The organism is Halobaculum rubrum, assembly GCF_019880225.1.
GTDB lineage: Archaea > Halobacteriota > Halobacteria > Halobacteriales > Haloferacaceae > Halobaculum > Halobaculum rubrum.
In genome coordinates this window covers 668,086-692,120 of the sequence record NZ_CP082284.1, presented here as the reverse complement: position 1 = coordinate 692,120, position 24,035 = coordinate 668,086, and the positions used below count along the sequence as shown (strand labels likewise).

The following is a 24,035-nucleotide window of genomic DNA, read 5'->3' as shown; positions in this document are numbered from 1 at the left end:
GGCGGCGGACACACGGACGGGCTCCGGAAGTCGGTGCCGCGCCGCGATCGCGACCCCCGATGGAAAGGGTTTTGCCGAAACGCCAAGAGTCGCATACACAGCATGCGGTACGTCGCCCTCCTCGCCGCGCTCGTCGTTCTCGTCTCAGTCGCCACGGGCGCGACGGCGGCGGCCGTACAGCCCGCCGCCGCACTCGCCACCGCGGGTCCGTCGACCGGCGCGGTCGACACCGCTCCGCGGGCGATCGGGTCCCCGTCAGGCGGTGTGTCCCAGCAGGTCGCGTCGTCGGTCGGCACGCCGCGGACGAACTTCACCGTCTCTCTCCGCGAGGACGGCTCCGCACGGTGGACCGTCGAAACGCGGATCCAGCTCGAGGACGCCGCCGCCCGCGACGCCTTCCGAGAGTACGCCCGCTCGTACGAGGCGGGCGACGCGGACGGCGGACCGACGGCCGAGCCGTTCAGAAACGCCGCGGCCGCCGCCTCGAACGCGACCGGACGCGAGATGTCGATCGGGCGGGTGAACCGCACGGCGACGCTGACGAACGGCTCGGGCGTCCTCCGGCTTCGGTTCACCTGGACGGGGTTCCTCGAGCCGGGTGACGACGGCGTTCTCGCGCTCGGCGACGCGTTCAGGGCCCCGAACAACGGAACGTGGTTCGGATCGCTGTCGGACACCCAGCGACTCGTCATCGAGCCGCCCGCTGACTACGAGGTGAGCGACGTGTCGCAGGGGTTCGACTACTCGATCAGCGACCGCCGGATCGTCGCCGCGGGCCCACAGGAGTTCGAGGCCGGCGACATCACGGTCCGATACGAGCCCGGCGACTCGCCGCCCCCCGACTCGTCGTACCTGCTCGAACTGATCGCCGGCGCCGGCGTCGTGCTGCTGTTCGTCGTCGCGGTGTTGGTATACCGCCGCGGCGGCGGTGCCGACTCGGGGACCGACGGGGCCGGGGCCGGCGACTCGGATGCGGAATCGGCTGCCCGCGGTGGCCACGACGGCGATGCACGCGACGGCACACCGACAGCGACGACGTCCGATCGAACCGGAGCCAACGGTGGGTCGGCGAGCGATGCCGCCGGCACCGCCGCCGCGGCCGACGCGGTCGCGGCGGCGGACACCGCTTCCGAGCCCGAGGAAGACCTGGAACTGCTCTCGGACGAGGAGCGCGTCGAGCGCCTCCTCGAGCGTCACGACGGCCGGATGCGACAGGGAAGCATCGTCGAGGAGACCGGGTGGTCCGACGCGAAGGTGTCGCAACTGCTGTCGGCGATGGCGGACCACGGACGCGTCGAGAAACTGCGGCTCGGCCGCGAGAACCTCATCTCGCTGGCCGACGGCGACGCGGCCGACGACGAGGCGGGCTCCGATACGGCCGGCGGCAACGCCGGACGGGATAGCGAGCCGTAGCGGGCGGACCCGCCGCTCGGAACCGAGGCGTCACCCGTTGCCGACGGTTCCGAAACTGTTTACCTCCGACCGTGGCAACGCTTGCGCGATGAAGATCCTCGTCACGGTCAAGGAGGTCGCGGAAGCGGCCGACGACTTCGAGATCGAGGGGACAGACATCGGGGAGCAGTTCCTCGAATACGACCTCAACGAGTGGGACGACTACGCCGTCGAGGCGGCCGTCCAGCTCTCTGAGACGTACGACGACGTGGAGGTCGTCTCCGCGACGATCGGTCCCGAGCGCTCCGAGGAGACGATCCGGATGGCGCTCGCGAAGGGCGTCGACCGCGCGATCCGCGTGTGGGACGACGACGTCGCCGCCGCCGACCTCGATGTGGCGGCCAAGACGCGCCTGTTCGCGGCCGTCGTCGAGGAGGAGGAGCCCGACCTCGTGCTCTCGGGCGTGCAGGCGGCCGACGACGGCTTCGGCGCCACCGGCGTCTCGCTGGCCGACGAGATCGGCTTCGACTGGGCGGCGGTCGTCAACCACCTGGAGACCGAGGACGATCTCTCGCTGGCCCACGTCCACCGCGAGCTGGAGGGCGGCATCGAGGAACTGACCGACGTGGACCTTCCCGCGGTCCTCACCATCCAGACGGGGCTGAACGAGCCGCGGTACGCCAGCCTCCGCGGTATCCGCCAGGCACAGAGCAAGGAGATAGCCGAGTTCGGGCTCGCCGACTTAGGGCTCGACGCCGACGCGGTCGCCTCGCCCATCTCGCGCACCGGGATGTACGAGCCGGAGACGGAGTCGGACGCGACGTACTTCGACGGGGCGGCAGACGAGCAGGCCGCGGAGTTGGCTGCCGTGCTCCGAGAGAAGGGGGTGGTCTCGGAATGAGCGACGTGCTCGCGGTCGCCGACCACCGCCGCGGCGCCGTGCGCGACGTGAGCTTCGAGCTGGTCCGCGCCGGGCGCGAACTGGCCGACGACCTCGGCGGGGAGCTCCACCTCGCGGTGATCGCCGGCGACGTGGACGAGTTCGCCGACCGGCTCTCGCTTGCGGGCGTCGACGCGATCCACACGGTCGAGGCGGGCGAGGAGTTCAACCACGACCTGTACGCCGGCGCGACCGTCGCGCTGTTCGAGGAACTCGGTCCGACGGCCGTGCTCATGCCGAACTCGGTCAACGGGCTCGACTACGCGCCGGCGGTGGCGAACCGCCTCGACGTGCCGCTGGTCGCCGACGCGGTCGACCTCGCGTACGACGACGGGCTGGAGGCGACCCGCGAGATGTACGGCTCGAAGGTCGAGACGACCCTCGAGGTGAGCGAGGAGCCCGTCGCCGTCACCGTGCGCGGCGGCGAGTGGCCCGCCGTCGAGGAGACCGCCGACGTGCCCGTCGATGCGTTCGAGTACGACTTCGACGAGTCGGCGTCCGGCGCCCGCGTTCAGGGCTTCCAGGAGGTCGGCGCCGGCGACGTGGACATCGCCGACGCGGAGTTCCTCGTCTCGATCGGTCGCGGCATCGAGGAGGAGGAGAACCTCGAACTCATCGAGGAGCTCGCCGAGGTCACCGGCGCGACGATGTCCTCCTCGCGACCCATCGTCGACAGCGGCTGGCTCCCGAAGAACCGCCAGGTCGGCCAGTCGGGCAAGCAGGTGACGCCGGACGTGTATCTCGCGATCGGAATCTCCGGAGCCGTCCAGCACGTCGCCGGGATGAAGGGCGCCGAGACGATCATCGCGATCAACACCGACCCGAACGCCCCGATCTTCGACATCGCCGACTACGGGATCGTCGGCGACCTGTTCGACGTGGTGCCCGCGCTGATCGACCAGTTCGAGTAGCTCCCCGATCGCTGCCTCCTCGCGTCCGTTCTCGGCGGTCACGTCGCTCACGCCCGGAGCTGGCGCTATCGGCCTCCTGCTCCGCTCGGCCACGATAGCCGCCTCGCTCGGGACGCGGTATCCGCCCCGTTTGCGGTCCGCCGCTCGCCGTGCGATCAGGAGCGGGAGGCGGTGACGTCGGTCGAGGAGACCATCCCGACGTAGTCGTCGTCGACGACGGGGAGGTGTTTGATGCCGTACGTCGTCATCATCTCGGCGACCTCCTCCATGTAGAGGTCGGGGGTGACGGTCTCGACGTCGGTCGTCATCACGTCCGCCACCTGCAGCTCGGCGACGTTCCGGCCGTCGGCGACGGCCTCGATCACGTCGGTGCTGCTGACGATCGCCCGCGGGGAGGTCAAAACGACCAGCGCGCTGACCTCTTTCTCCCGCATCTTCCGGGCCGCCTCCCGTACCGTCGCGTCGCTCCCGATCGTCTCCAGCGGCGACGACATTACCTCTCTGACGGTCGTTCTCCCGTTGGAACTCATACCGATACGAACGGAAACGGGAGGTATGGGTGTTTCCCCTCCACGGACCATCGAGGAGGGGACTCGCCACGGCCGGACGGCCCGGATGCTCCGGACGACCCGGACGGTTCAGTGGCGACTCCGGGTCGTGACGGCAACCGCCATCCGGTACCCTCTTTTCCGCCCGGGCCCGAACACGCGTCAATGGAGTATCTGGAGCGTCGGGTCGCGATGGCGAACGAGCGCCTCGCCGAGGTGACGGGGGCGGTCGACCCGCCGCAGCTCTCCGAGGAGATCGAACACGTCGTGCTGGCGGGCGGCAAGCGGGTCCGCCCCACCGTGACGCTCCTCGCGTGCGAGGCCGCCGGCGGCGCCCCCGAGGACGCCGTCGACTTCGCGGTCGGCGTGGAACTCGTCCACAACGCCTCGCTGGTCGTCGACGACATCATCGACCGCTCGGACGTGCGCCGCGGCACCCCCTCCGCGTGGGCGGAGTTCGGCTACGGCGCCGCGATCGTCGGCTCGGACGGCATGCTCGGCGAGGCGTTCGCCCTGTTCTCGGCGGACGAGCAGGCGATGCAGGTCGTCGCCGAGGCGATGGTCGAGTTGGGCGAGGGCGAGGCCACCGAGTTGGTCGCGAAGCCGACCAACGAAGAGGAGTACATGACGCTCGCCCGCCGCAAGACGGGTGCGCTGTTCCGCGCCGCCGCCGAGCTCGGCGCCGTCGCGGCCGGCGCCGACGGGTTCACGATCGAGGCGTTCGGCGACTACGCCGAGCGCGTCGGCGTCGCCTTCCAGATCCGCGACGACGTGCTCGACGCGACCGCCGACGCCGACGATCTCGGCAAGCCGACCGGCGTCGACGAGGCCGTCGACCGCCCGTCGCTCCTGCAGGTAACCGATCTCACGCCCGAGGAGGCCGACCAGCGCGCCCGGGACCAGGCCGACGCCGCGCTGGAGGCGCTGGAGACCGCCGGGATCGGGGAGTCCGACGCCCGAGGCTACCTCCGCGATCTGGCGGAGTTCGTGGTCGTGCGGGAACGGTAGCCCGCGATCGGTCCCAACGTTCCCGGGGTTTCGTCGGCCGTCGAAGAGCCGTCCCCGGCTCCTCGATGCTATCCGCCCGGAGTACGAGCTCGGGCCGTCCGAGCGCCTGCACCGAGAGACGAGCGGCACTACCTGGGGGTGTGGTGGGGGTTTCCGTACCTGTTCACTCCGTCCGGGATATCAACGTGTGTTAGGCACCGCCGGTGTACGAACCCAAATCCGGATGGCCCACCACGGAGTACACCTCAACGTTCGCTTTCAGGCGAGGGCTCGAGTATCACGCGGCGAGTTCGACGATCATGACCTCCACGTCGGACGCCTCCTCGTCGGTGCGGTACTCCCACGTTCCCCGCAGATCGATACCGCTCTCGAGGGCGGTGAGCATTACCTCGTCGAGCGCCGCCTCGAACTCCTCTATACTTGATACTTTGTCGTCGGCTGTGAAGTTGGCTGTCATATGGGAACCACACTCCGCCTGTGGAACAACGGCGACGTAGCGTGCGATCGGATCGCACACACGGTCGGTCGCCCACAGTCGTGAGTTTCTACATATTCTGATATGTCCGCTGGAGGGAAAGTAGCACCGAATAGCATGATACACCATGTTCGACTTCGTTCGGTATAGTATCCCTACTAGGGTTTTATTCGGGTTACGTCTGAATAGAAAGGTACCGATGGCTGTTATCGTCGATCTGACTGTTCCGGCTGACGGGTTCGAGTTGGGGCAGATCCTCCACGTAGAAGGGGTAACAGAGCTCACGGTGGAGACGATGGTGCCATTGGGAGGGAAAGCGATACCGTTCGTTCGCATTCACAACGGGGCTCGGGATGAGTTCGAACGTGCGACTCGAGCGCACCCGTCGGTCGAAAAACTCGAACTCGTCAACTCACACGACGGGGAGATGCTGTACGCGCTGGATTGGGAGCCGTCTGAGGGGACGCTGTTGCAGGCGATCCTCGATCTGGGAGGGGCCATGTTGAGCGCGACCGGCACGGCCGAGGTGTGGAGCTTTGAACTCAGGTTTCCGACCCACGAGGCGCTCTCGGCGTTTCAAGAGTACTACATCGAACGAGACATTCAGGTGTCGATCAAGCACATCTACAATCCGACGAGACCCGATGCTGGCCCGTGGTACGGACTGACGCCACAGCAGCGTGAAACGCTCACGTACGCGGTCGAATCGGGATACTACTCGCTGCCGCGTGACGTATCGACACAGGAGCTTGCGGACGCGTTCGATATCTCGGATCAGGCTGTCACCGAGCGGCTCCGCCGTGGGATCTCCGCGCTGGTGTCGAACACGCTGTTGGTTGAAGCCGAGGCCGCCTGACGACGGGCCGGACCCGACCCCCGACCCAGCCGCCGGATCCGTTGAATCGACGTCTCGAGGACGACCCGTAGCAGACCTGCGCCCCGTTCCGCGGTTGTTGTTCGCCTTCGACTCGCACCTGTCGGCCTCCACGCACCGTGCTTCCGTCGCGCGCCACGCGTTGCCGCGTTGGCCGACACGCTTCAACGCGCCTCGACGTCGGCCCCGGGCTCGACGCGTTTGAGCACACACGTCGCGATCGGAGCATCCATCACGGATATCGTCGCGTTGGAATGTGGTTCGCGTACCCCGATCGGTCCGTGTTCGTTGCGTTCCCTCACACCGGTGAATCCGTTCGGAGAGCTCCTGTGATCGGAAGTGGGGGCCCGGGGGATCGCCTTGTCGCTTGGCACGCAATGAACGATCGTATGCCAGTTGCGTGGATCCGACAGCCGTCCCTCGGATCCCGCTATCGAGCTGCGGGCCGCACGGGAACCGCCGGGTTCCGGGGTACTGGACGGAGTGACGAAGCGGGGGATCAGTTGTGACCGGGCTCCCGACCTCGCGCCTGTTGGTCGATCCGGAGGCCTCCCGCACCGAGCTGCCGTACTCGCCGTCCAACACCTCGCGGATACGCCGGCGGCCCCGACTGCCGACCGGACCCCTCCGGCGTCCGGTACCGGCGAGAGAGCGAAGCCCTCTCGACGCACGAACGAGATCACGGGAGACGAGCGAAGCGAGTCGTTCGGAGGCGCAAGGCCCCGTGAACGGCGGTCCGTTAGTAGAACTCTCTCACGAGGTCCGTCGCGTCCTCGGGCGCGCCCTCGTGGTCGATCTCGCTCATGTCGGAGTCGAGGCCGTGGGTCTGCTCGTACGACTGACTGTCCTCGTCCTGATAGAGCACGCCCATGTACTCCTTGTCGGCGTCGAGGACCTTCTCCTTGGCCGCGTCGCGGTCGGTCGGGTCGTAGTCCGTCTCGGCGAGGTCGACCAGCGAGTCGCGGAAGTAGTCGTACGTGTCCACGTCGTTGAACGTCACGCACGGCGAGAACACGTTCACGAAGCCGAAGCCGTCGTGCTCGATGGCCTGCTGGACGATCTCCTGGTGACGCAGGGCGTCGCTGGAGAACGACTGCGCGATGAACGTCGCGCCCGAGGCGAGCGCGAGCGCGAGCGGGTTGACGGGGGGCTGCTGGGGCCCGTCCGGCGTCGTGGAGGTTTCGAAGTCCTCCCGGCTGGTCGGGGAGGCCTGCCCCTTCGTCAGCCCGTAGATGCGGTTGTCCATCACGATGTAGCTCATGTCGACGTTGCGGCGGACGGCGTGGACGAAGTGCCCCGCGCCGATGGAGTAGCCGTCGCCGTCGCCGCCCGCGACCATCACTTCCAGGTCGGGGTTGGCCATCTTCACGCCCGCGCCGACCGGAAGCGCGCGGCCGTGGACGCCGTGGATGGCGTAGCTGTGCATGTACGTGCCGATCTTGCCCGAACAGCCGATGCCGGCGACGACGAACGTGTTGTCGGGGTCGTTGCCCGTCTCCGCGAGCGCCTTCATCATGCCGTTCATCGTCCCGAAGTCGCCGCACCCGGGACACCACGTGGGCTGCTTGTCGGATTTGAAGTCGGTGAACCTTACCTGGGAACTCATGCTTCCACCTCCTGGCTCGCCGCCAGGGTCTCCTTGATGTCTTCTGCGAGCTCGTCCGCCTTGAATTGCACGCCGTTGTACTTGTTGACCCGCTTCACGCGCTGGAGCGTGTCGTGCTCGACGACGTCCGCGAACTGCCCCGTCGCGTTACACTCGACGACGACGACCTCGTCGGCCGCCTCGAACTCCTCCGTGAGGTCCGGCCGCGGGAACAGGTACGGCACCGAGAGGATCCGTACGTCGATGTCCGCCTCCTCGAGGAACTCGAGCGCCTCCACGAGGGTTCCCTCGTTGGACCCCCACGTGACGACGAGGTTGTCGGAGTCCGGGTCGCCGAACTCGCGCGGGGAGAGGTCCTCGCGCTCGCGGGCGGTCTCGATCTTCCGGTTGCGCTTGTCGACCTGCTCGACGCGCATCTCGGTGTCCTCGGTCCGGCGGCCCTGCTCGTCGTGTTCCAGCCCGGTGGACATGTGGGCGCCGCCCTCGGTTCCGGGTATCGCGCGCGGGGAGACGCCGTCCTCGGTGATCTCGTGGGGCTTGAACCCGCCCGACTCGGTCTGGTGGTCGGCGATGGACTCCTCGTCGACGACCTTGCCGCGGTCGATCTCGACGGCGTCCATGTCGAACGCGTCCGGCTCGAACGTCTGCTCGGTGACCGCCATCGCGAGGTCGGCCGCGAGGTACACCGGTGTCTGGTACTTCTCGGCGAGGTTGAACGCCTCGACGGTCTTCCAGAAGCACTCGTTGACGGTGGTGGGCGCGAGGACGAACCGCGGGATCTCGCCGTGCCCGCCGTACAGCATCATGTTGAGGTCGCCCTGCTCCTGCTTGGTCGGCATCCCCGTGGAGGGACCCGAGCGCATCACGTCGACGACGACGAGCGGCGTCTCGGAGGTCGCCACCAGGCCGAACGTCTCGGCCATCAGGTCGATGCCGGGGCCGGAGGTGGCGGTCATCGAGCGGGCGCCGGCGCGCGCGGCGCCGAGCGCGAGGTTGATCGCCGCGAGCTCGTCTTCCGCCTGGACGACGTGGCCGCCGAAGTGCTCGATGCGGCCCTTCAGGTACGTCATCACGTCCGTCGCGGGCGTGATCGGGTACCCCGCGTAGTACTTACAGCCGGCCGCGATGGCGCCCATGCCGATCGCCTCGTCGCCGTTGAGCAGGATGTAGTCGTTGTCGGTCGTATCCAGGTCGTAGTCGAGGTCGGCGTCGGGGTAGTTGTCCCGGACGTGCTCCTGACCGAGCCGGGCCGCCTGCTTGTTGTTGTCGACGATGGACTGTCCCTTGTCGCCGAAGTGCTTCTTCAGCGAGGAGTCGAGGTGCTCGATGTCGAAGCTCGTCGCCTCACAGGCGGCGCCCAGCGCGACGACGTTGCGCATGACGGCGCCGCCGGCGTCCTCCGCGAGACGCTTGAGCGGGACGTCGAGTCCGACCATCCCCTCGGGGATCTCGACGTCGGCCATCGTGGTCCGCTCGCCGTCGTAGATGATGACCGAGCCCTCGTGGAGCTCGTCGAGGTTCTCCTCGATCGTTCGGGGCGTGAGCGCGACGAGGACGTCCAGTCGATCCACGACCGACCGGACCTTCTCGGTTGACGTACGTACCTTGTACGCGGTGTAGCCGCCCCGGATCCGGGAGGCGAAGTCCTTCGACGTGAAGACGTGTCGACCCGCACGGGAGAGCGCCTGCGCGAAGACCTTCCCGGTGGAGTCGATGCCATCGCCGGCCTCTCCGCCGATGGCCCAGTTGAAGTCCGCTGGCATACTGGTAACTCCTTCCCACGGTCGGTGGAAAAGCCTTCTGAATGGGGTGAGTGCGAATTTTTGGCGTTTTGATTTCCGAAACGGTGTATAATTATATAAACGTTGAATCGAACGACCGTCTCTCGGCCACTCGACCGACGATCGATCGGTTCTGTCTCCCTCACGGCAGGAATTGCACCGACCGGCGTCGCCGCGTGGGTCCGTGACGACAGGCGTACGAGCGGAGTTCGACGAGCGACGACTATCGGCGCCGCGAAGCGACAGCTTCGGGTACCCGGCGCGGGAACCGCCTCCATGGACGCCACAGTCGCGGTGCGGTCCGTCACGGAGGTCGGTCCCGACACGGTCGCGGTGACGCTCGACTCGCCCGCCGGATTCGACGGGAAGCCCGGGCAGTTCGTGCGACTCACCGCCGTCGTCGACGGCGAGGAGGAGTCCCGGTTTTACACGATCTCCTCGCCGGACACCGACAACACCTACGAGACGACCGTCGGCCTCGACGGCGGCGACTTCTCCGCGCACCTCGCGGCGCTGTCCGAGGGTGACGAGGTCGAGATGACCGGCCCGTTCGGCGACGACTACTACGAGGGGGAGGCGCGCGCGGTCGTTCTCGCGGGGGGTCCCGGCGTGGGTCCCGCGGTCGCCATCGCGGAGGCCACGCTCGCGGCGGGCAACGAGGCCGCCGTCGTCTACCGCGACGACGAGCCGGCCCACACGGAGCGCCTCGACGACCTGCGCGAGCGAGGCGCGAGCGTCGTCGTCACCGACGGCGCCGTCGACGACGCGGTCGCGGCGGCGGTGACGGACCGTGACGGCGAGCAGGTGTTCGTCTACGGCTTCGCCGACTTCGTCGACGAGGCGACCGCGGCGCTGGAGGCGGCCGGATATGCCAGCGACGCGAAGATCGAGAACTTCGGGTGAGGCGGTCGTACGGCCGCGCTAGACGAGACTGGCGCCGTCGAAGTCGGCGCGGGCGTGATCCACGTCCATCAGCTCGAGGATCGTCGGCGCGATGTCGAACAGGTCCGCGTCGGCGATCGACGCGTCGGGCTCGTCGACGAACAGGGTCGCGTTCTCGAAGCTGTGCATCCCGTTGCGCGGGCCAGTCGAGAAAACGCCGTCGTCGTGCGGCTTGAACTTCGCCTTCAGGTCGAACCCGTGGTTCGGGATGATCGTCAGGTCCGGCGCGATGTCGTCGTGGTCGCCGCGGAACGCCTCCTCCTTCTCGACGACGCGCTTGGCCACCGGCGTGCCGTCGGGGCCTTCGAGCGCCTCGATCTCGGCTTTCAGCTCGTCCCGGACGGCGTCGTAGTCCTGCTCCGGCACCGACCCGCGAGGTTCGCGCCCCTCGAGGTTGATGTAGAGTCGGCCGGGGATGAGCGAGTACGCCCGCGTGTCGTCGTCGATGTCGCTCAGTTCCTCGTGGTCGTCGTCCTCGAAGGAGAGCCACCCCTCGTCTTGAAGCCACTGGTTGATCTCGACCTCGTAGTCCTGGACGGTGAACCCGTGGTCGGAGGCGACGACGAGCGTCACGTCCTCGGGGAGCATGTTGCGGATCTCGCCGACGTAGTCGTCGACCTTCTCGTAGAACTCCATGAACTCCTCGTAGTACTCGCCGTCGCGGGCGTAGTCCTCGAACAGGAAGTGGTTCACCCGGTCGGTCGTCATGAAGACGCCGAAGAACAGGTCCCAGTCGTCCTGCTCGAGGTAGTGGCTGAACGCCTCGAACCGCTTGTCGAGGGTCTCGTGGGAGACGTCGAGGAACTCCGATTTGTCCTCGTTGTGCCCGAGCTTGGCGTTCGTGTCGATGCGGTAGTCGATCGAGTCCAGGTAGTCGCGCAGGTCGTCGGGGTAGGCGGCCTTGTCGACGCCCGGCGAGAGGAACCCGGAGACCATCCGCTGGACGTTGCGCTGGGGCGGGAACGTCACCGGGACGTTCAGGACGGTCGCGTCGCGACCGTCGTCGGCGATCCGGTCCCAGATGCGCGTCGCCTGCACGTCACGGCCCATCGGAACGTACGTGTCGTAGCTCCCGATCTCTCGGTCCTGGAAGCCGTACACTCCCGTCTCCCCCGGATTCACGCCCGTCGTGAGCGCCGGCCAGCAGGCGGACGACTCCGGCGGAACGATCGAGTCGATGGCGGCGGCCGTCCCCTCGTCGGCGAGCGCGGCGAAGTTCGGGAACCGGTCGGGATGATCCGCAAGCAGCGAGTGCGGCACCCCGTCGATACCGATGAACGCGACTCGGGGATCGTCGTCCCCGCGGAGCCGATCGAATAGTCCCATGGACATCCCTTCCTCGGGGGCGGGTAAAGTAATTCAGGTTCTGCCGGCCGATGTCGACCGTCCGCGACGGCGGCAGCGGTCGCCGATCGGGTGGCGTGACGGGTGGTCGGGGGCGGCGTCCGCCCGTCGGTATCGTTTTGCCGGCGCCGCTCGCACACAGCGTGGATGTCGGACGACGGCCGCGAGGGAGCCGACACCGGTCGCGCCGGCGGAAACGCCGATAGCCCCGGCGACGACGGCGATCCCGACCCGTTCGACGCGTTCCGACAGCTTCGAGCGCTCCCCGGCGACGTGCTCGTGTTGTCGCTGGCGATGTTCGCGTTCAGCCTCGGCTTTCAGGCGACCGGCCGCTACCTCCCGCAGTATCTCGCGGTGCTGGGCGCGTCCAGCCTCGCGCTCGGGGCGTACGGCTCCGTCGGCAACCTCGTCTCGGCGGCGTTCCCGTACCCCGGGGGCGCGCTGTCGGACCGGCTCGGATCGCGCACCTCGCTCACGCTGTTCGGACTCGCCTCGACGCTCGGATTCCTCGTGTGGTGGGCGGCGGACCCGTTCCGGACCGTCGCCGTCGGGCCGACGAACCTCGCGGTCGTCCTGGTGTTTGTGGGGCTGTTTCTCTCGCAGGCGTGGAAGTCGTTCGGTCTCGGCGCGACCTTCGCGATCGTGAAGCAGTCGGTGCCGCCGAACCGGCTCGCCTCGGGCTTTGCAGCCACCGAGACGGTCCGGCGGACGGCGTTCCTGCTCGGTCCGCTGCTCGTCGCCGGCGTGCTCTCAGTGTCCGCGTTCACCGAGGGCTTCCGGCTCGTGTTGCTCGGGGCGGCGCTCGTCGGGGGGATCGCCACCGTCGCGCAGTTCGCGCTGTACGACGCGTCCAACGACTCCATCGGGAAGTCGTTCGAGGGCGTCGGCATGGTCGTTGACGACCTCCGATCGCTCCCCGACACCCTGCGCCCGCTGCTCGTCGGCGACACGCTGGTCCGCTTCGCCAACGGGATGGTGTACGTGTTCTTCGTGCGCGTCGTCGTCGACGTGCTCGCCGTGGGCGCGAGGCTCCCCGTCGTCGGCGATCTCTCGCCGGAGGCGTACTTCGGCGTCCTGTTGGGGATCGAGATGGCCGTCGCTCTCCTGACGATGGTGCCCGTCGCGCGCCTCGCGCGGTCGGTCGGCCTCAAGCCGGTGGTCGCGCTCGGCTTCGCCGTCTACGCGGTGTTCCCCGTGACGTTGATCTTCGCGCCCCCGGACGCGACGGTGCTGGCGGCGCTGTTCGCGTTCTCCGGGCTCCGGTTCGCGGGGCTTCCCGCGCACAAGGCGCTCATCGTCGGCCCGGCCGAGGCCGACGCCGGCGGCCGCGTCACGGGGACGTACTACCTCGTCCGCAACGTGGTCACGGTTCCGAGCGCCCTCGTCGGCGGGTGGATCTACGGTCGCTCGCCGGAGGTGGCGTTCACGCTCGCGACGGTCGTCGGCCTCGTCGGGGTCGCGTTCTTCCTCCTGCGCGGCCGGGAGTTCGCCGCGTACGCGAACGCGTGAGACCCCAGGGGTCGGCGTTCGGTGCCCGGACCGGTGCACGGCGCTCGCCGCTCGCGTCGCGGGGCGACGGGGATTTGAGGTGGGGGCCCCAACGCCGACTGTGAGCGAGGAGTCACGCGAGGCCGGTGACCGGTCCGACCCCGCCGAGTCGCGTCCGGACCGTCCCCCGATCGCGGGGTTGCTGGAGACGCTGTCGGTGAAACGCAACGCGGCGGTCGGGGCGGTCGTCGGCGTCGCGCTCGCAGTCGTCGTGTACGCGGTGCGGGCGCTCGAACTGCTCGGTCCGGCCGGGGGCACCCGCGAGTACCCCGTGCTCGGTCCGGACGGCTACTTCCTGCTGCTCGCGTTCGTGCTCGCGTCGGCGACGACGCTGTTCGTCGCCGCCGTGTTGACTGTCATCGCGGCGGTTCGCGCGCTCCGCGCCGGCGATTCCTCCTGAGGGGCGCGTCGGTCCCGGGCCGAAACCGCCAAGCCCGTGTGGAACGTGATCGACCCGCATGGCTGGGATCGCGGCCGACCCGGTCGTCCGGCTCCTCCTCACGGGAGTGGCGTGTCTCGTGCCGACGCTCGCGTTTCTCGGGCTGCTCCGCCTCCTCGACCGGCTCCGAAACGACGTGCTCATCGAGCACACGATGCGGATGGCCGCGGAGGACGGCGCGACCGCGGAGGACGCGGTGCTGCGGATGGACCCGACGGCTGCGGTCGACGATGCCCGATCGCGAGCGAGCGCCTCGCCGGCGCGCACACCCGCGGCGGAGGAGCGCGACGGGGACGGCCCGCGCCGGGCTCCCGGCCTCGTGCTGTGTTCCGCCTGCGCGACGCTTCGCTCGTCTCGCCCGGGGGCGTGTCCGATGTGCGGAGCGTCGCTCGACGAGGCCGCCGATCGCTCCGTCGCGGACGGCGGCCTCCGCGACTCGTGATCCGGGGTCAGTCGCCGTCGAACTCCTGCGGGGAGCCGGCCATCGCCGTGAACCGCTCGGCGCCCGCGCGGGTGCCTTTCGCGATGAGCACGTCGCCGGCACGGAGCTGCGTCCCCGCGCCCGGCGAGACGATCCACTCGCCGCCGTCGTCGCCGTCGCCGGCGGCGGCCGACTCGCCGTCGGGTCCGTCTCCGCCCGCGTCGGCGTCCCCGCGACCGCGACGGACGGCGATGACGCGCATGCCCGTCTCCGTCTTCACTTCCCGGTCGCCGAGCGTCGCGTCCGCGAGCTCCGAGCCCCGAGCGACGACCGCGCGGACGATGATCTCGTCGGACTCCTCGACGGCCTCCGCGACGACCGGGTGCGCTTTCAGCCCGCGAAGGACGCCCTCGCTGATCTCGAGGGCGGCGTCGCTGATCACCTCGGTCGCCGACGCGAGGTGCACCAGTCCCCGCAGCGACACCGGGTCGTCGACGCGGGCGGCCGCCCGGAGCGTCCACGCCTCGAAGCGCGACTTGAGCGCGTCCACCTCCGCCTCCAGCTCGGCGACCTCCTCGGCGACGCCGCGGCTGTCGAACAGCACGGCGCCGTAGGCCAGATCGACCGCGAGCTCGCTCATGTTCTTCATCAGGACGATGGAGTCGACGGCGCGTTCGAGGTCCTCGACTGCGGGGTCCGGCGCCTCGAGCGGTTCGTACGGCTCCCCGGAGGCCGCCTCGTACACCTCCCGAAGCCCCTCCTCGAACCCTCGGAGGATCAGCGTATCGTCCGCCCGGAGATCCGTGTCGCGGCCGGGGTTGGTGATCCAGCCGGCCTTGCCGGTCGCCTGCTCGCGGCGGACGGCGATGACGCGGACGCCCGTCTCGGTCTCCATGTTGATGTGCTCGAGCGTCCGCCCGAGGTACGGGGAGTCGTCGGCTACGGGAACGCGCACGAGCGTCTCGACGGCCTCCGGCAGCGCGGCGCGCATCGCGTCGGGAAGCCCCACCTCCTCGAGCACGACCTTCGCGATGTCGCCCGCGGCGTCGCTGATCTTCTCCGCGGCGCCGATGACGCCCAACACGGGCGCCAGGTCCTCGACGTCCTCCGGCGAGCGCGCGGCCATCATCACGCTCATGCGCGCCTGCAACTGGAGGACGTCCATCCGCGATTCGAGCGTCAGCACCTCCGCGGCGAGCTCGGGACTCCCGTGGAGCACCGCCGAGTACGACAGGTCGATGAGCAGCTCCGCGGTGTCTTTCATCTCGGCCAACACGGCCTTCACGCTCACCGGCTCGTACTCGACGGGCTCGTCTCGGTGCATCCGATCGTATGCTGGTTCGACGGGCCGGCGGAAAAGGATTGCTCGGGCGACTACTCCCCGCCGTCCCGGAACAGACGGTAGGAGGTGCGGCCGACGGCGACGTCCTTCTGATCGCCGTCGGGAGCGACGCTGGAAACCAGCGTATCGGTGAACCCCATCGAGCCGCCGGTGCGCAACACCTCCGCCTCGACCAGGAGGTCGTTGGTGGCTGGACGGAGGTACGTGACGTTGAGGTCGGTCGTCGCCAGCGACCCGGTCGTCGGGTCGTCGAACGTCGACCGCAGGGCGAACCCGGAAGCGGTGTCCACCAGCGTCGCCGCGATACCGCCGTGGATGGAGCCGACCGGCGACCCGGGGTTGACCAGCTTCTCGTCGTACGGAACGGACATGACGATCCGGCCGCGGTCGAGCTCCTCGACGGTCAGATCGAGCCACGAGAGGAAGCCGTGGCTCTCGATGAACGCCTGCAGCAAGTCGACGTGGGCGGCGTCGATCGGGTCGGATCCGTCGGTCGGGCCGTCGTGCATGTCCCGAGCACCGCCGGCGGCGTACTTCACGGTTCGGTTCGACCCACGCGGAGAGGCGATCGGCCCACGCGGAACGCCGACTGCGCGGCGCTCCAGGCGTTCAGTCCTCGGTGGCGCCGTCGATGTCGTCGACGGCGGTTTCGTCGGGAGCGGTCGCTCCGGTGGCGGCCTCGCCGAAGCCGGCCGAGAGGATACGGGTGAGCGCCTCCTCGACTTTCTCGTCGGTCTCCTGGAGGTCGTCGGGATCGACCTCGATGACGTAACCCGTGGTGATGTTCGGCGCCGTCGGCAGGAACACGACCTCGCGACCGTCGTCGGTCGTCTTTCCGGTCTTGAACGCCGTCATCCGCATCCCGTTCCACGGCTCCAGTTTCACGGGCGTCTGGAGGTCCTCGGTTCCCGTGAGGGCCGTTTCGACGGCCAACTTCGAGGCGTTGTAGATGACGCGAAGCCCCGGAACGCGGTTGATCGTGTCGTCGAGGACCCCCTCGGCGAGCCGTCCGGCGGTCGTCCGCATGAGGTACCCCGCGGAGAACACCAACAGAACGAACACCACGAGCGCGGTGATCACCTCGGCGAACTCGTACAGGGCGAGGTACTGCGGATCCGGGTTCTCCGGGGTGATCGTCGGGACGAAGGGGAGCGCCGACAGGAGGGTGTACAACCAGTTCGCGACGAAGAGGATAACGAGAAGCGGCGTGACAACGACCAGCCCGCTCGCGAAATCGCGCTTCCACGTGGACATTCGACGTTCGATTCCCTTTCCGGGACGGGGCCATATCAGCCCTTCTACACGGCGTCGGTGCACGTGCTGGGGGTCGGCGGTCGCTGCTCCGGCGTCGACCGCGGCCGCTCACACGCCGAGGACCGCCCGGAGGGCGAACAGGGCGTTCCCCTTGCGTTCGCGCACGCGACGGTAGAAGTACGAGAGCCACTTGTCCCCGTAGGGTGCGTACTGCCACGTCTCGACGCCCTCGCTCGCGAGCCGGCGCTGTTCGTCCTCGCGGACGCCCATCAGCATCTGGACCTCGTAGTCGGCGCCGTGCTCGGCCGACAGCTCCGCCGCGAGCGCGATCATCGCCGGATCGTGGCTGCCGACGGCGACGCCGTCGTCGCGCTCCTTGAACAGGAACTCCAGATCCTCTCGGTACGCCTCGTTCACGTCGGCTTTGTCGGTGTACGCGATCGACTCGGGCTCGTCGTACGCACCCTTCACGAGCCGGATCTTCCCGGGCACGTCCGCCAGCCTGTCGAGATCCGAACGGGTGCGACGGAGGTTCGCCTGCACGCACTGCCCGACGCCGCCGTCGAACTCGCGGGCCAGCGTCTCAAACGCGTCGAGCGTCGTGTCCGTCGTGTCGGCGTCCTCCATGTCACACCAGACGAACACGTCGTGTTCGTCGGCGACCTCGACGACCCGCCGGAAGTTCTCGCGGAACACCTCGTCGCCGACGTCGATGCCGAGCTGTGAGGGCTTCACCGAGACACAGGCGTCGAGGTTCGTTCCGCCGAGGTCTCGGATCAGGGAGGCGTACGCGTCGGCGTCGGCGTCCGCGGCCGAACGGTCACGGTAGTGCTCGCCGAGGAGGTTGAGTATCACCTGCACGCCGTCCTCGTTGGCGCGGCGGACGTGGTCGAACGCCGCCGCCGGCGTCTCGCCCGCGACGAAGCGACTGGCGATGGGCGGGATCATGTCGATGCCAACGCTTGCCGGCCGCGTGTCTTGAGTTTCGCGGTCTCGAGTTTCACGGCATCCGCCGCGTCGATCGCGTCGGGTCGCCGCCGTTCGCCACACGCAGGCGCCTCAAAACCCCGCCAACTTAACACCGAACGCGAACCAGCGGTACCCGATGGTCGCACTGGTCGCACTCGTCGCGGGCGCGCTGTGGGCGATGCTGCCGGCGTACGTCCCGAACAACGCCGCCGTGCTCGCGGGCGGCGGCGCGCCGATCGACGGCGGACGGACGTGGGAGGGCCGACGCGTGCTCGGCGACGGGAAGACGTGGCGCGGCACCGCCGTCGGCACGCTCGTGGGCGTCGCGCTCGCGCTCGCGCTCAATGCGGCGGCCGGTCCCGTCGGCGCCGCCGCCGGCGTCGACCTGCCGACGTTCCCGCCGCGTGCGGCGCTCGGACTCGCGCTGGGCGCCATGCTCGGCGACATCGGCGCCTCCTTCCTCAAGCGCCGGTCGGGTCGCGAGCGAGGGGCTTCCTTCCCCGGGCTCGACCAGCTCGACTTCGTCCTCGGCGCGCTCGCGCTCGCGCTCGTGCTCGCCCCCGCGTGGACGTTCGAGACGTTTACCCTCGAACGCCTCGCGGTCGTCCTCGTCGCGACCCCGCTGTTGCACGTCGTCACGAACGTCATCGCCTACGTGATCGGCGTGAAGAACGAGCCGTGGTGACGACGGGTGAGCGACAACGGGTGACCGATGAGGGGTGAGTGACGGCGGGCGAGTGACGACGGGTGAGCAGCGATGTGGTCGACGCCGCCGCAGCGGGCGACGACACGCGACGCCGTCTCCGAACTCACGTGTGAGAATCGGGGCGATGTGGTTTTGAGGGATCCACGCGGCGGTCCGAACGTGAGCGAACCGGACGCTGACGAGTTAGACGGTCCTCCCGAGGGTGTCGAGGAGGAGGACGAGCTGTCGCCACGCGAGCACGTCCGGGTCATGTTTCCGACTATCGCGATGGCGTTCATGCTGCTTGCGGCCGCCAGCGTCGCCGGGATCGGCGGCGTCGTCGCGACCGGACTCGGCGGCGAGCCGATCGACCGGCCCGAGGGCTTCTCTTTCTCCGTCGACGGCGAGGGGGACGACACGGCCATCGTGGTCTCTCACCGCGACGGCGTCGTCCCCTCCGTGGAGCGGGTCGTCGTCGTCGACGAGGCGGGAACGAAGGTGCCGTGGACGGACCTCCGGACCGACGTGGGCGAGGCCCGGATCACCGGACGCAGCGCGCTCGCGTGTCCGACGCAGGGGGCGACGTACCGCGTGGTCTTCGAGGGCCGTGCGGCCGACCACACCGTCGGCGCCTACGAGGTCGACGCGCCGATCCCCGCCAGCGTCGTCGAGCGGTGTGAGGCCGCCAACTGACGAACACGGCCGCGAACGCGACACCGGGATCTGCAAACCTGCCCTCCTCCGGGACGACACTCGCTTCGACCGCGGACCGATAGCCTTTCGCGGCGTCGCGCGCCTCCCTCGGGCATGAGCGACACCACCGACGACACCGTCACCGACGCGGAGCTGATCGCCGCGCTTCGTGACGCGGAGGCCGTCCTGTTCGGCGAGTTCGAACTCTCCCACGGCGGGACGAGCGACTACTACGTCGACAAGTACCGCTTCGAGACCGACCCCACGTGCTTGGGACTCGTCGCCGAGGCGTACGCCGAGCGCGTCGGCGAGGCGACACTCGCGGGCGTCGCTCTCGGCGCCGTCCCGCTCGTGGCCGCGACCGCGGTCGAGACCGGCTCGCCGTACGTCATCGTCCGGAAGGCCGCCAAGGAGTACGGCACCGGAAACCGTATCGAGGGCACCTTCGACGAGGGCGAGGAGGTCGTCGTCCTGGAGGACATCGCCACGACCGGCCAGTCCGCGCTCGACGCCGTCGAGGCGCTGCGCGAGGCGGGTGCTACGGTGAACAAGGTGCTCGTCGTCGTCGACCGCGAGGAGGGGGCTGCGGAACTCCTCGCCGAACACGACGTGGAGCTGGAGTCGTTGCTGACGGCGACCCGGCTCCTCGAGGACGAGTAGCGGCTCGTCGACCCCGTTTCTCCGGATCCGGTCCTGTCGTGTCGGTTCTGCTGACTGCCTCCCCCTGGAATCGCACCTTCCTATCTCGGTAACCGGCTGGCGTCCTCGAACGCGAAATGAGTGACCATACATACGCAACTCTGCGGAATCGATTCGTGATCGAATCCGAAGTGTTCATACTTGCACGAACGAGCATAGATCTATGAACAGGGCCGAGAAGGCCGCCCTGCAGTTGCAGGCGGTCGCCGTGTTGCGGACGCTGAAGGAGACGCGAACGTACGACGAGCTCGCGGAGGTGACCGGCCTGCCCGCGGGCGATCTGAACCGGTACGTCAACGGACACGTCCTCCCCGGTTCCGAGCGCGCTCAGGAGGTCGTCGGCGGCATCGGTCGCGAGACGCTCGCCGCCGAACTGGAGGCCCGCATCGGCTTCGACGACGAGGGATACGTCGACAACTCGGGGGTCGTCTTCGACCAGCCGTTCCTCGATCTGGTGGCGCCCGTCGCCGCCGAGTCGTTCGACTTCGAGACGCCCGACGTGGTGCTCACGGCCGCGACCGACGGGATCACACTGGGTGCCGCCATGGCGAGTCACTTCGACGCCCGCGTCGCCTACGCGAAGAAGTCGAAAGAGACGGCCGTCGAGGAGTTCATCGAGTCGCGCCAGCGCCTCGCAAGCGGCATCGAGCTGACGTACTACCTCCCGGCGGGCGCCATCGACGCCGGCGAGTCCGTGCTCGTCGTCGACGACCTCATTCGGTCGGGCGAGACGCAGGAGCTCCTGCTCGACATCGCCCTGCAGGCCGACGCCGAGGTGACGGGCGTGTTCACGCTCATCGCCGTCGGCGACGAGGGAACCGAACGGGCCGCCGAGATCACCGACGCCCCGGTCGGGGCCTTGACGCGGTTCGAGTAGGGCGGACCGTTCGCGAGCGTCGTCTCGCCCTCAGGAGTAGATCACAGCCGAATCGTCGTCGCGGCCAACCCCTCGACAGTGTGACGCGTTCTCGTCAGAGAATATCCATATTTGTGCATATATTGGCGACTTAAAGCCGAATCGTTAAGTGAAGTATGCACAAGTGTGGCGACATGGGGCTGCAACAGCAGTTGGCGGAGTACTTCGAGTTCGACGAGCTCGGGACGGATCTCCGGACCGAGGTCGTGGCCGGAATATCCACGTTCCTGACGATGAGTTACATCGTCTTCGTGAACCCGAGCATCCTCGTCGGAATCGAGGGCGAGAAGCCGGGAATCATCCTCGACGGCGTCTCGTACGCACAGACGCTGCAGATGGTCGCGGTGGTGACGCTCATCGCCGCCGCGGTGGCGACACTGATCATGGCGCTGTACGCGAAACGTCCCTTCGGGCAGGCGCCCGGTCTCGGGCTCAACGCCTTCTTCGCGTTCACCGTCGTCGGCGCGCTCGGCGTTCCGTGGGAGACGGCGCTGGCGGCCGTCGTCGTCGAGGGGCTCCTCTTCATCGTCCTCACCGCCGTCGGCGCCCGCGAGTACGTCATCAACGTCTTCCCGACGCCGGTGAAGCTCGCGGTCGGCACCGGTATCGGCCTGTTCCTCGCCATCATCGGACTGGACGCGATGCGCATCGTCGTGGACGACCCCGCGACGCTCGTGACGCTGGGGTCGGTCGCCTCCGACCCCGTCGCGATCGTCTCCATCCTCGGGCTGTTCCTCACGTTCGGGCTGTACGCCCGCGGCGTCACCGGTTCGGTCGTCGTCGGTATCCTGTTCACGACCGTGCTCGGCTACCTCGCGGCGCAGTTCGGCTTCGGCTCGGCCGACGCGCTCGTCGGCAACCTCTCGGCGCAGGCGACGTACGACATCTCGCCGTTGGCGGGGGCGTTCGTCACCGGTCTGCAGGACGTCGACGCGTTCGTCTTCTCGCTGATCGTGTTCACGTTCTTCTTCGTCGACTTCTTCGACACCGCCGGCACGCTCGTCGGCGTCTCGCAGGTCGCGGGCTTCCTCGACGAGGAGGGCGACCTGCCCGACATCGACAAGCCGCTGATGGCCGACGCCGTCGGCACCACCGTCGGCGGGATGCTCGGAACCTCGACGGTGACCACCTACATCGAGTCGGCCGTCGGCGTCGAGGAGGGCGGTCGCTCCGGGATGACCGCGCTCGTCGTCGCGCTGCTGTTCCTCGCGGCGCTGGCAGTCGTCCCCCTCGCGGCGGCCATCCCGCTGTACGCCAGCCACATCGCGCTGGTCGTCATCGGCGTCGTGATGCTGCGCAACGTCGTCGAGGTCGGGTGGGACGACCTGACGGCTGCCATCCCCGCCGGGATGACAGTGCTCGTCATGCCGTTCACCTACTCGATCGCGTACGGGATCGCCGCCGGCATCGTCACCTACCCGCTCGTGAAGCTCGCAGCCGGCCGCGTCGACGAGACACGGCCGGGCCACTGGGTGCTCGCGGGCGCGTTCGTCGTGTACTTCTTCGTCCGGACGAGCGGCGTCCTCGCTGGCGCAGTCTGAGGCCACCGCCCGGGTTCGGGGCCGGTCGACTTCCCCGCGACGACGTACCGTTCTCACGCCGCCGGACCGGAGCACAAGAGTTTCCATCCCACATCCCGCCGTTCGGGGTATGGCTTCCTCCCTCCCCGTCTCCAGGCGGACGGCCGCCCGCGCGCTCGTCGCGCTGGTCGTGCTGGGGCTGTTCGCCCCCGCCGCCGTGCAGGCGATCTCGCCGAGCGACACCGGGACGCCCGGCACCGTCGGGCTCGAGGCCGGCACGGTCTCCTCTGAGGCGAACGGCTCCACCGTCGTCGCGATCCAGGGCTTTCACTTCCAGGGCCAGGGCAATCAGAAGAAGCCCGCTCGCCTCGTACAGGTGACGCCCAACGGGTCGACCGACTGGGTGTACGACGGGTCGAACCAGAACGCGCGGTGGTTCTACGACGTCGACCCCCTCCCGAACGGGAACCTCCTCGTCGTCGGCACCAATCCAGGCGGCACGACCGTCGCGGAGATCGACCGCGAGACGCGCGAGCCGGTGTGGACCGAGCGCTTCGACTTCAAGGACACCCACGACGTGGACATGCTGCCGAACGGGAACCTCCTCATCGCGAACATGCGCGAGTGGAACGAGGAGGCACAGCGCTCGGACGACCGTATCCTCGTGTACAACCGGTCGACCGACGAGATCGTCTGGGAGTGGACGTTCAGGAACCACTACCCGAACTCCACGGACGGCGGGTTCAACGAGGACTGGACGCACGTCAACGACGTGGACCGTATCGCGGAGGGACAGTACCTCGTCTCCCCGCGTAACTTCGATCAGGCGATCGTGGTGAACCGATCCACCAAGGAGATCGACTACCGACTCGGCGAGGACGACAACTACGACGTGATGCACGAGCAGCACAACCCGGACTGGCTCGTCAGCGAGGACGGCAACCCCACGATCCTCGTCGCCGACTCCGAAAACGACCGGGTCGTCGAGTACGAGCGCCGCGACGGCGAGTGGGTCGAGACCTGGGAGGTCGGCACCGGCCAACTGGATTGGCCTCGCGACGCCGATCGGCTGCCGAACGGGAACACGCTCATCACCGACTCGCTGAACCACCGTGTCATCGAAGTGACGCCGCGCGGCGAGATCGTCTGGGAGTACTACGCCACGTGGGGTCCCTACGAGGCCGAGCGGATCGGCACCGGCGACGAGTCGAACGGCCCGACGATGGCCGACCAGGGCGTGACCGGCAGCTACCAGATCTACGGCTCCGCGGGACTCATCGAGGGAACGGGGGACTCGCTCACGTTCGCCGCCGCCGTCCAGAACACCTTCGCCGGAACGGTCCTCGCCGGCCCCGCGGTCGCGTTCGCGGACACCTGGTCGGGCGTGACGCCGTGGATCCGGCCGGTCTGGATGGGGTCGTGGCAGTTCGCGGGCGCCGTGGCCGGGCTGATCGTTCTCCTCGGCTGGGCGTTCGGCGAGGCCTTCGCCGCGCGCGAAGCGATCGGACGCGGCGTTCGCAAGGCGGCCCGGGACGTTCGCGCTCGCTGAATCGCCCTCGACCGGAGTCGCCTTTATTACCGGTTCGCCGCGTTCGCCGTCGCGGTCTCGCTCGGCAACCTTGCTACTGGACGGCTCGGCACAGGGACCTCGCCGTCGTGGTTCGTTGTCTCCGTCGCTCGCTTCGCTCACGGGTCACTCCGTTCCCCGTTCGCCGTCGCGGTCTCGCT

The 24,035-nt window shown here is 68.7% G+C and carries 23 protein-coding genes and 1 pseudogene; 15 read left to right on the top strand and 9 right to left on the bottom strand.

Features of this window, described 5'->3' with window-relative positions; translation table 11 throughout:
- Positions 1-102: 102 nt before the first annotated feature.
- From K6T25_RS03595 to K6T25_RS03585, 3 genes are all read left to right on the top strand, one after another.
- A complete protein-coding gene (locus K6T25_RS03595; protein WP_222916563.1) occupies positions 103-1,413 on the top strand; it encodes a helix-turn-helix transcriptional regulator in 1,311 nt (436 codons plus the stop codon).
- Between the two features lie 88 nt (positions 1,414-1,501).
- The gene (locus tag K6T25_RS03590; protein WP_222916561.1) at positions 1,502-2,293 is read left to right on the top strand and encodes an electron transfer flavoprotein subunit beta/FixA family protein; all 792 of its coding nucleotides are present in this window, start codon (positions 1,502-1,504) and stop codon (positions 2,291-2,293) included.
- Positions 2,290-3,243: an electron transfer flavoprotein subunit alpha/FixB family protein gene (locus K6T25_RS03585; protein ID WP_222916559.1), complete on the top strand. Its 954-nt coding sequence runs from the start codon at positions 2,290-2,292 to the stop codon at positions 3,241-3,243. The genes K6T25_RS03590 and K6T25_RS03585 overlap by 4 nt, the downstream gene beginning before the upstream one ends.
- Positions 3,244-3,398: 155 nt before the next feature.
- On the opposite strand, the gene K6T25_RS03580 is transcribed toward K6T25_RS03585, so the two are convergent.
- Positions 3,399-3,773, bottom strand: coding sequence for a CBS domain-containing protein (locus K6T25_RS03580; RefSeq protein ID WP_222916557.1), 375 nt, complete (start codon positions 3,771-3,773; stop codon positions 3,399-3,401).
- Positions 3,774-3,956: 183 nt separating this feature from the next.
- Here K6T25_RS03580 and K6T25_RS03575 point away from each other — a divergent pair.
- A pseudogene (locus tag K6T25_RS03575) lies at positions 3,957-4,622 on the top strand (polyprenyl synthetase family protein); the annotation flags it as partial.
- 454 nt (positions 4,623-5,076) lie between these two features.
- Here K6T25_RS03575 and K6T25_RS03570 read toward each other — a convergent pair.
- Positions 5,077-5,256, bottom strand: coding sequence for a hypothetical protein (locus tag K6T25_RS03570; protein ID WP_222916554.1), 180 nt, complete (start codon positions 5,254-5,256; stop codon positions 5,077-5,079).
- Between the two features lie 313 nt (positions 5,257-5,569).
- Here K6T25_RS03570 and K6T25_RS03565 point away from each other — a divergent pair, with 313 nt between their 5' ends.
- Complete coding sequence (locus K6T25_RS03565) at positions 5,570-6,130, top strand: helix-turn-helix domain-containing protein (RefSeq protein ID WP_345778242.1); 561 nt, start codon at positions 5,570-5,572, stop codon at positions 6,128-6,130.
- A gap of 757 nt (positions 6,131-6,887) precedes the next feature.
- Here K6T25_RS03565 and K6T25_RS03560 read toward each other — a convergent pair.
- Together K6T25_RS03560 and K6T25_RS03555 are read right to left on the bottom strand one after the other, a co-directional pair.
- On the bottom strand, positions 6,888-7,754 hold the full coding sequence (locus K6T25_RS03560; protein WP_222916552.1) for a 2-oxoacid:ferredoxin oxidoreductase subunit beta: 867 nt from the start codon (positions 7,752-7,754) through the stop codon (positions 6,888-6,890).
- A complete protein-coding gene (locus K6T25_RS03555) occupies positions 7,751-9,517 on the bottom strand; it encodes a 2-oxoacid:acceptor oxidoreductase subunit alpha (protein WP_222916550.1) in 1,767 nt (588 codons plus the stop codon). The genes K6T25_RS03560 and K6T25_RS03555 overlap by 4 nt, the downstream gene beginning before the upstream one ends.
- A 294-nt stretch (positions 9,518-9,811) precedes the next feature.
- Between K6T25_RS03555 and K6T25_RS03550 the strand changes: the two genes are divergently transcribed.
- Positions 9,812-10,438 carry an FAD-dependent oxidoreductase gene (locus K6T25_RS03550; protein ID WP_222916548.1) on the top strand — a complete coding sequence of 209 codons (627 nt, stop codon included), beginning with the start codon at positions 9,812-9,814 and terminating at the stop codon, positions 10,436-10,438.
- 18 nt (positions 10,439-10,456) lie between these two features.
- Here the strand turns inward: K6T25_RS03550 and K6T25_RS03545 are convergent, their stop codons facing one another.
- Positions 10,457-11,803 (bottom strand): alkaline phosphatase family protein, encoded by a 1,347-nt coding sequence (locus K6T25_RS03545; protein ID WP_222916546.1) that lies wholly within the window; start codon positions 11,801-11,803, stop codon positions 10,457-10,459.
- Between the two features lie 165 nt (positions 11,804-11,968).
- Here K6T25_RS03545 and K6T25_RS03540 point away from each other — a divergent pair, with 165 nt between their 5' ends.
- The 3 genes from K6T25_RS03540 to K6T25_RS03530 all read left to right on the top strand — a co-directional run bounded on the left by K6T25_RS03540 (position 11,969) and on the right by K6T25_RS03530 (position 14,250).
- Positions 11,969-13,330, top strand: a complete 1,362-nt coding sequence (locus K6T25_RS03540) for an MFS transporter (protein WP_225917794.1) — start codon at positions 11,969-11,971, stop codon at positions 13,328-13,330.
- Positions 13,331-13,430: 100 nt separating this feature from the next.
- Complete coding sequence (locus tag K6T25_RS03535; protein ID WP_222916544.1) at positions 13,431-13,769, top strand: DUF7536 family protein; 339 nt, start codon at positions 13,431-13,433, stop codon at positions 13,767-13,769.
- Positions 13,770-13,827: 58 nt separating this feature from the next.
- On the top strand, positions 13,828-14,250 hold the full coding sequence (locus tag K6T25_RS03530; protein ID WP_222916542.1) for a hypothetical protein: 423 nt from the start codon (positions 13,828-13,830) through the stop codon (positions 14,248-14,250).
- A 7-nt stretch (positions 14,251-14,257) separates the two neighbouring features.
- On the opposite strand, the gene K6T25_RS03525 is transcribed toward K6T25_RS03530, so the two are convergent.
- The 4 genes from K6T25_RS03525 to K6T25_RS03510 all read right to left on the bottom strand — a co-directional run bounded on the left by K6T25_RS03525 (position 14,258) and on the right by K6T25_RS03510 (position 17,773).
- On the bottom strand, positions 14,258-15,553 hold the full coding sequence (locus K6T25_RS03525; RefSeq protein WP_222916540.1) for a potassium channel family protein: 1,296 nt from the start codon (positions 15,551-15,553) through the stop codon (positions 14,258-14,260).
- A gap of 50 nt (positions 15,554-15,603) precedes the next feature.
- On the bottom strand, positions 15,604-16,080 hold the full coding sequence (locus tag K6T25_RS03520; RefSeq protein ID WP_222916538.1) for a PaaI family thioesterase: 477 nt from the start codon (positions 16,078-16,080) through the stop codon (positions 15,604-15,606).
- A 100-nt stretch (positions 16,081-16,180) separates the two neighbouring features.
- Positions 16,181-16,825 (bottom strand): DUF502 domain-containing protein, encoded by a 645-nt coding sequence (locus K6T25_RS03515; protein ID WP_222916536.1) that lies wholly within the window; start codon positions 16,823-16,825, stop codon positions 16,181-16,183.
- 108 nt (positions 16,826-16,933) lie between these two features.
- On the bottom strand, positions 16,934-17,773 hold the full coding sequence (locus K6T25_RS03510) for a proline dehydrogenase family protein (RefSeq protein ID WP_222916534.1): 840 nt from the start codon (positions 17,771-17,773) through the stop codon (positions 16,934-16,936).
- Between the two features lie 157 nt (positions 17,774-17,930).
- Here K6T25_RS03510 and K6T25_RS03505 point away from each other — a divergent pair, with 157 nt between their 5' ends.
- From K6T25_RS03505 to K6T25_RS03480, 6 genes are all read left to right on the top strand, one after another.
- Positions 17,931-18,479, top strand: a complete 549-nt coding sequence (locus K6T25_RS03505; RefSeq protein WP_222916532.1) for a CDP-2,3-bis-(O-geranylgeranyl)-sn-glycerol synthase — start codon at positions 17,931-17,933, stop codon at positions 18,477-18,479.
- Positions 18,480-18,659: 180 nt separating this feature from the next.
- On the top strand, positions 18,660-19,172 hold the full coding sequence (locus K6T25_RS03500) for a hypothetical protein (RefSeq protein WP_222916530.1): 513 nt from the start codon (positions 18,660-18,662) through the stop codon (positions 19,170-19,172).
- A 114-nt stretch (positions 19,173-19,286) separates the two neighbouring features.
- Positions 19,287-19,832, top strand: a complete 546-nt coding sequence (pyrE, locus tag K6T25_RS03495) for an orotate phosphoribosyltransferase (RefSeq protein ID WP_222916528.1) — start codon at positions 19,287-19,289, stop codon at positions 19,830-19,832.
- Positions 19,833-20,034: 202 nt separating this feature from the next.
- Positions 20,035-20,748, top strand: a complete 714-nt coding sequence (locus K6T25_RS03490) for a phosphoribosyltransferase family protein (RefSeq protein ID WP_222916526.1) — start codon at positions 20,035-20,037, stop codon at positions 20,746-20,748.
- 173 nt (positions 20,749-20,921) lie between these two features.
- On the top strand, positions 20,922-22,328 hold the full coding sequence (locus K6T25_RS03485) for an NCS2 family permease (RefSeq protein WP_222916524.1): 1,407 nt from the start codon (positions 20,922-20,924) through the stop codon (positions 22,326-22,328).
- 109 nt (positions 22,329-22,437) lie between these two features.
- Positions 22,438-23,856, top strand: coding sequence for an aryl-sulfate sulfotransferase (locus tag K6T25_RS03480; RefSeq protein ID WP_222916522.1), 1,419 nt, complete (start codon positions 22,438-22,440; stop codon positions 23,854-23,856).
- Positions 23,857-24,035 lie beyond the last annotated feature (179 nt).

Excerpts from the sequence above, each read along its gene's own strand:
- K6T25_RS03595 (WP_222916563.1), top strand. The coding sequence starts at position 103 with ATGCGGTACGTCGCCCTCCTCGCCGCGCTCGTCGTTCTCGTCTCAGTC.
- K6T25_RS03590 (WP_222916561.1), top strand. The coding sequence starts at position 1,502 with ATGAAGATCCTCGTCACGGTCAAGGAGGTCGCGGAAGCGGCCGACGAC.
- K6T25_RS03585 (WP_222916559.1), top strand. The coding sequence starts at position 2,290 with ATGAGCGACGTGCTCGCGGTCGCCGACCACCGCCGCGGCGCCGTGCGC.
- K6T25_RS03580 (WP_222916557.1), bottom strand. The coding sequence starts at position 3,773 with ATGAGTTCCAACGGGAGAACGACCGTCAGAGAGGTAATGTCGTCGCCG.
- K6T25_RS03570 (WP_222916554.1), bottom strand. The coding sequence starts at position 5,256 with ATGACAGCCAACTTCACAGCCGACGACAAAGTATCAAGTATAGAGGAG.
- K6T25_RS03565 (WP_345778242.1), top strand. The coding sequence starts at position 5,570 with ATGGTGCCATTGGGAGGGAAAGCGATACCGTTCGTTCGCATTCACAAC.
- K6T25_RS03560 (WP_222916552.1), bottom strand. The coding sequence starts at position 7,754 with ATGAGTTCCCAGGTAAGGTTCACCGACTTCAAATCCGACAAGCAGCCC.
- K6T25_RS03555 (WP_222916550.1), bottom strand. The coding sequence starts at position 9,517 with ATGCCAGCGGACTTCAACTGGGCCATCGGCGGAGAGGCCGGCGATGGC.
- K6T25_RS03550 (WP_222916548.1), top strand. The coding sequence starts at position 9,812 with ATGGACGCCACAGTCGCGGTGCGGTCCGTCACGGAGGTCGGTCCCGAC.
- K6T25_RS03545 (WP_222916546.1), bottom strand. The coding sequence starts at position 11,803 with ATGGGACTATTCGATCGGCTCCGCGGGGACGACGATCCCCGAGTCGCG.
- K6T25_RS03540 (WP_225917794.1), top strand. The coding sequence starts at position 11,969 with ATGTCGGACGACGGCCGCGAGGGAGCCGACACCGGTCGCGCCGGCGGA.
- K6T25_RS03530 (WP_222916542.1), top strand. The coding sequence starts at position 13,828 with ATGGCTGGGATCGCGGCCGACCCGGTCGTCCGGCTCCTCCTCACGGGA.
- K6T25_RS03525 (WP_222916540.1), bottom strand. The coding sequence starts at position 15,553 with ATGCACCGAGACGAGCCCGTCGAGTACGAGCCGGTGAGCGTGAAGGCC.
- K6T25_RS03520 (WP_222916538.1), bottom strand. The coding sequence starts at position 16,080 with ATGCACGACGGCCCGACCGACGGATCCGACCCGATCGACGCCGCCCAC.
- K6T25_RS03515 (WP_222916536.1), bottom strand. The coding sequence starts at position 16,825 with ATGTCCACGTGGAAGCGCGATTTCGCGAGCGGGCTGGTCGTTGTCACG.
- K6T25_RS03510 (WP_222916534.1), bottom strand. The coding sequence starts at position 17,773 with ATGATCCCGCCCATCGCCAGTCGCTTCGTCGCGGGCGAGACGCCGGCG.
- K6T25_RS03505 (WP_222916532.1), top strand. The coding sequence starts at position 17,931 with ATGGTCGCACTGGTCGCACTCGTCGCGGGCGCGCTGTGGGCGATGCTG.
- pyrE (WP_222916528.1), top strand. The coding sequence starts at position 19,287 with ATGAGCGACACCACCGACGACACCGTCACCGACGCGGAGCTGATCGCC.
- K6T25_RS03490 (WP_222916526.1), top strand. The coding sequence starts at position 20,035 with ATGAACAGGGCCGAGAAGGCCGCCCTGCAGTTGCAGGCGGTCGCCGTG.
- K6T25_RS03485 (WP_222916524.1), top strand. The coding sequence starts at position 20,922 with ATGGGGCTGCAACAGCAGTTGGCGGAGTACTTCGAGTTCGACGAGCTC.
- K6T25_RS03480 (WP_222916522.1), top strand. The coding sequence starts at position 22,438 with ATGGCTTCCTCCCTCCCCGTCTCCAGGCGGACGGCCGCCCGCGCGCTC.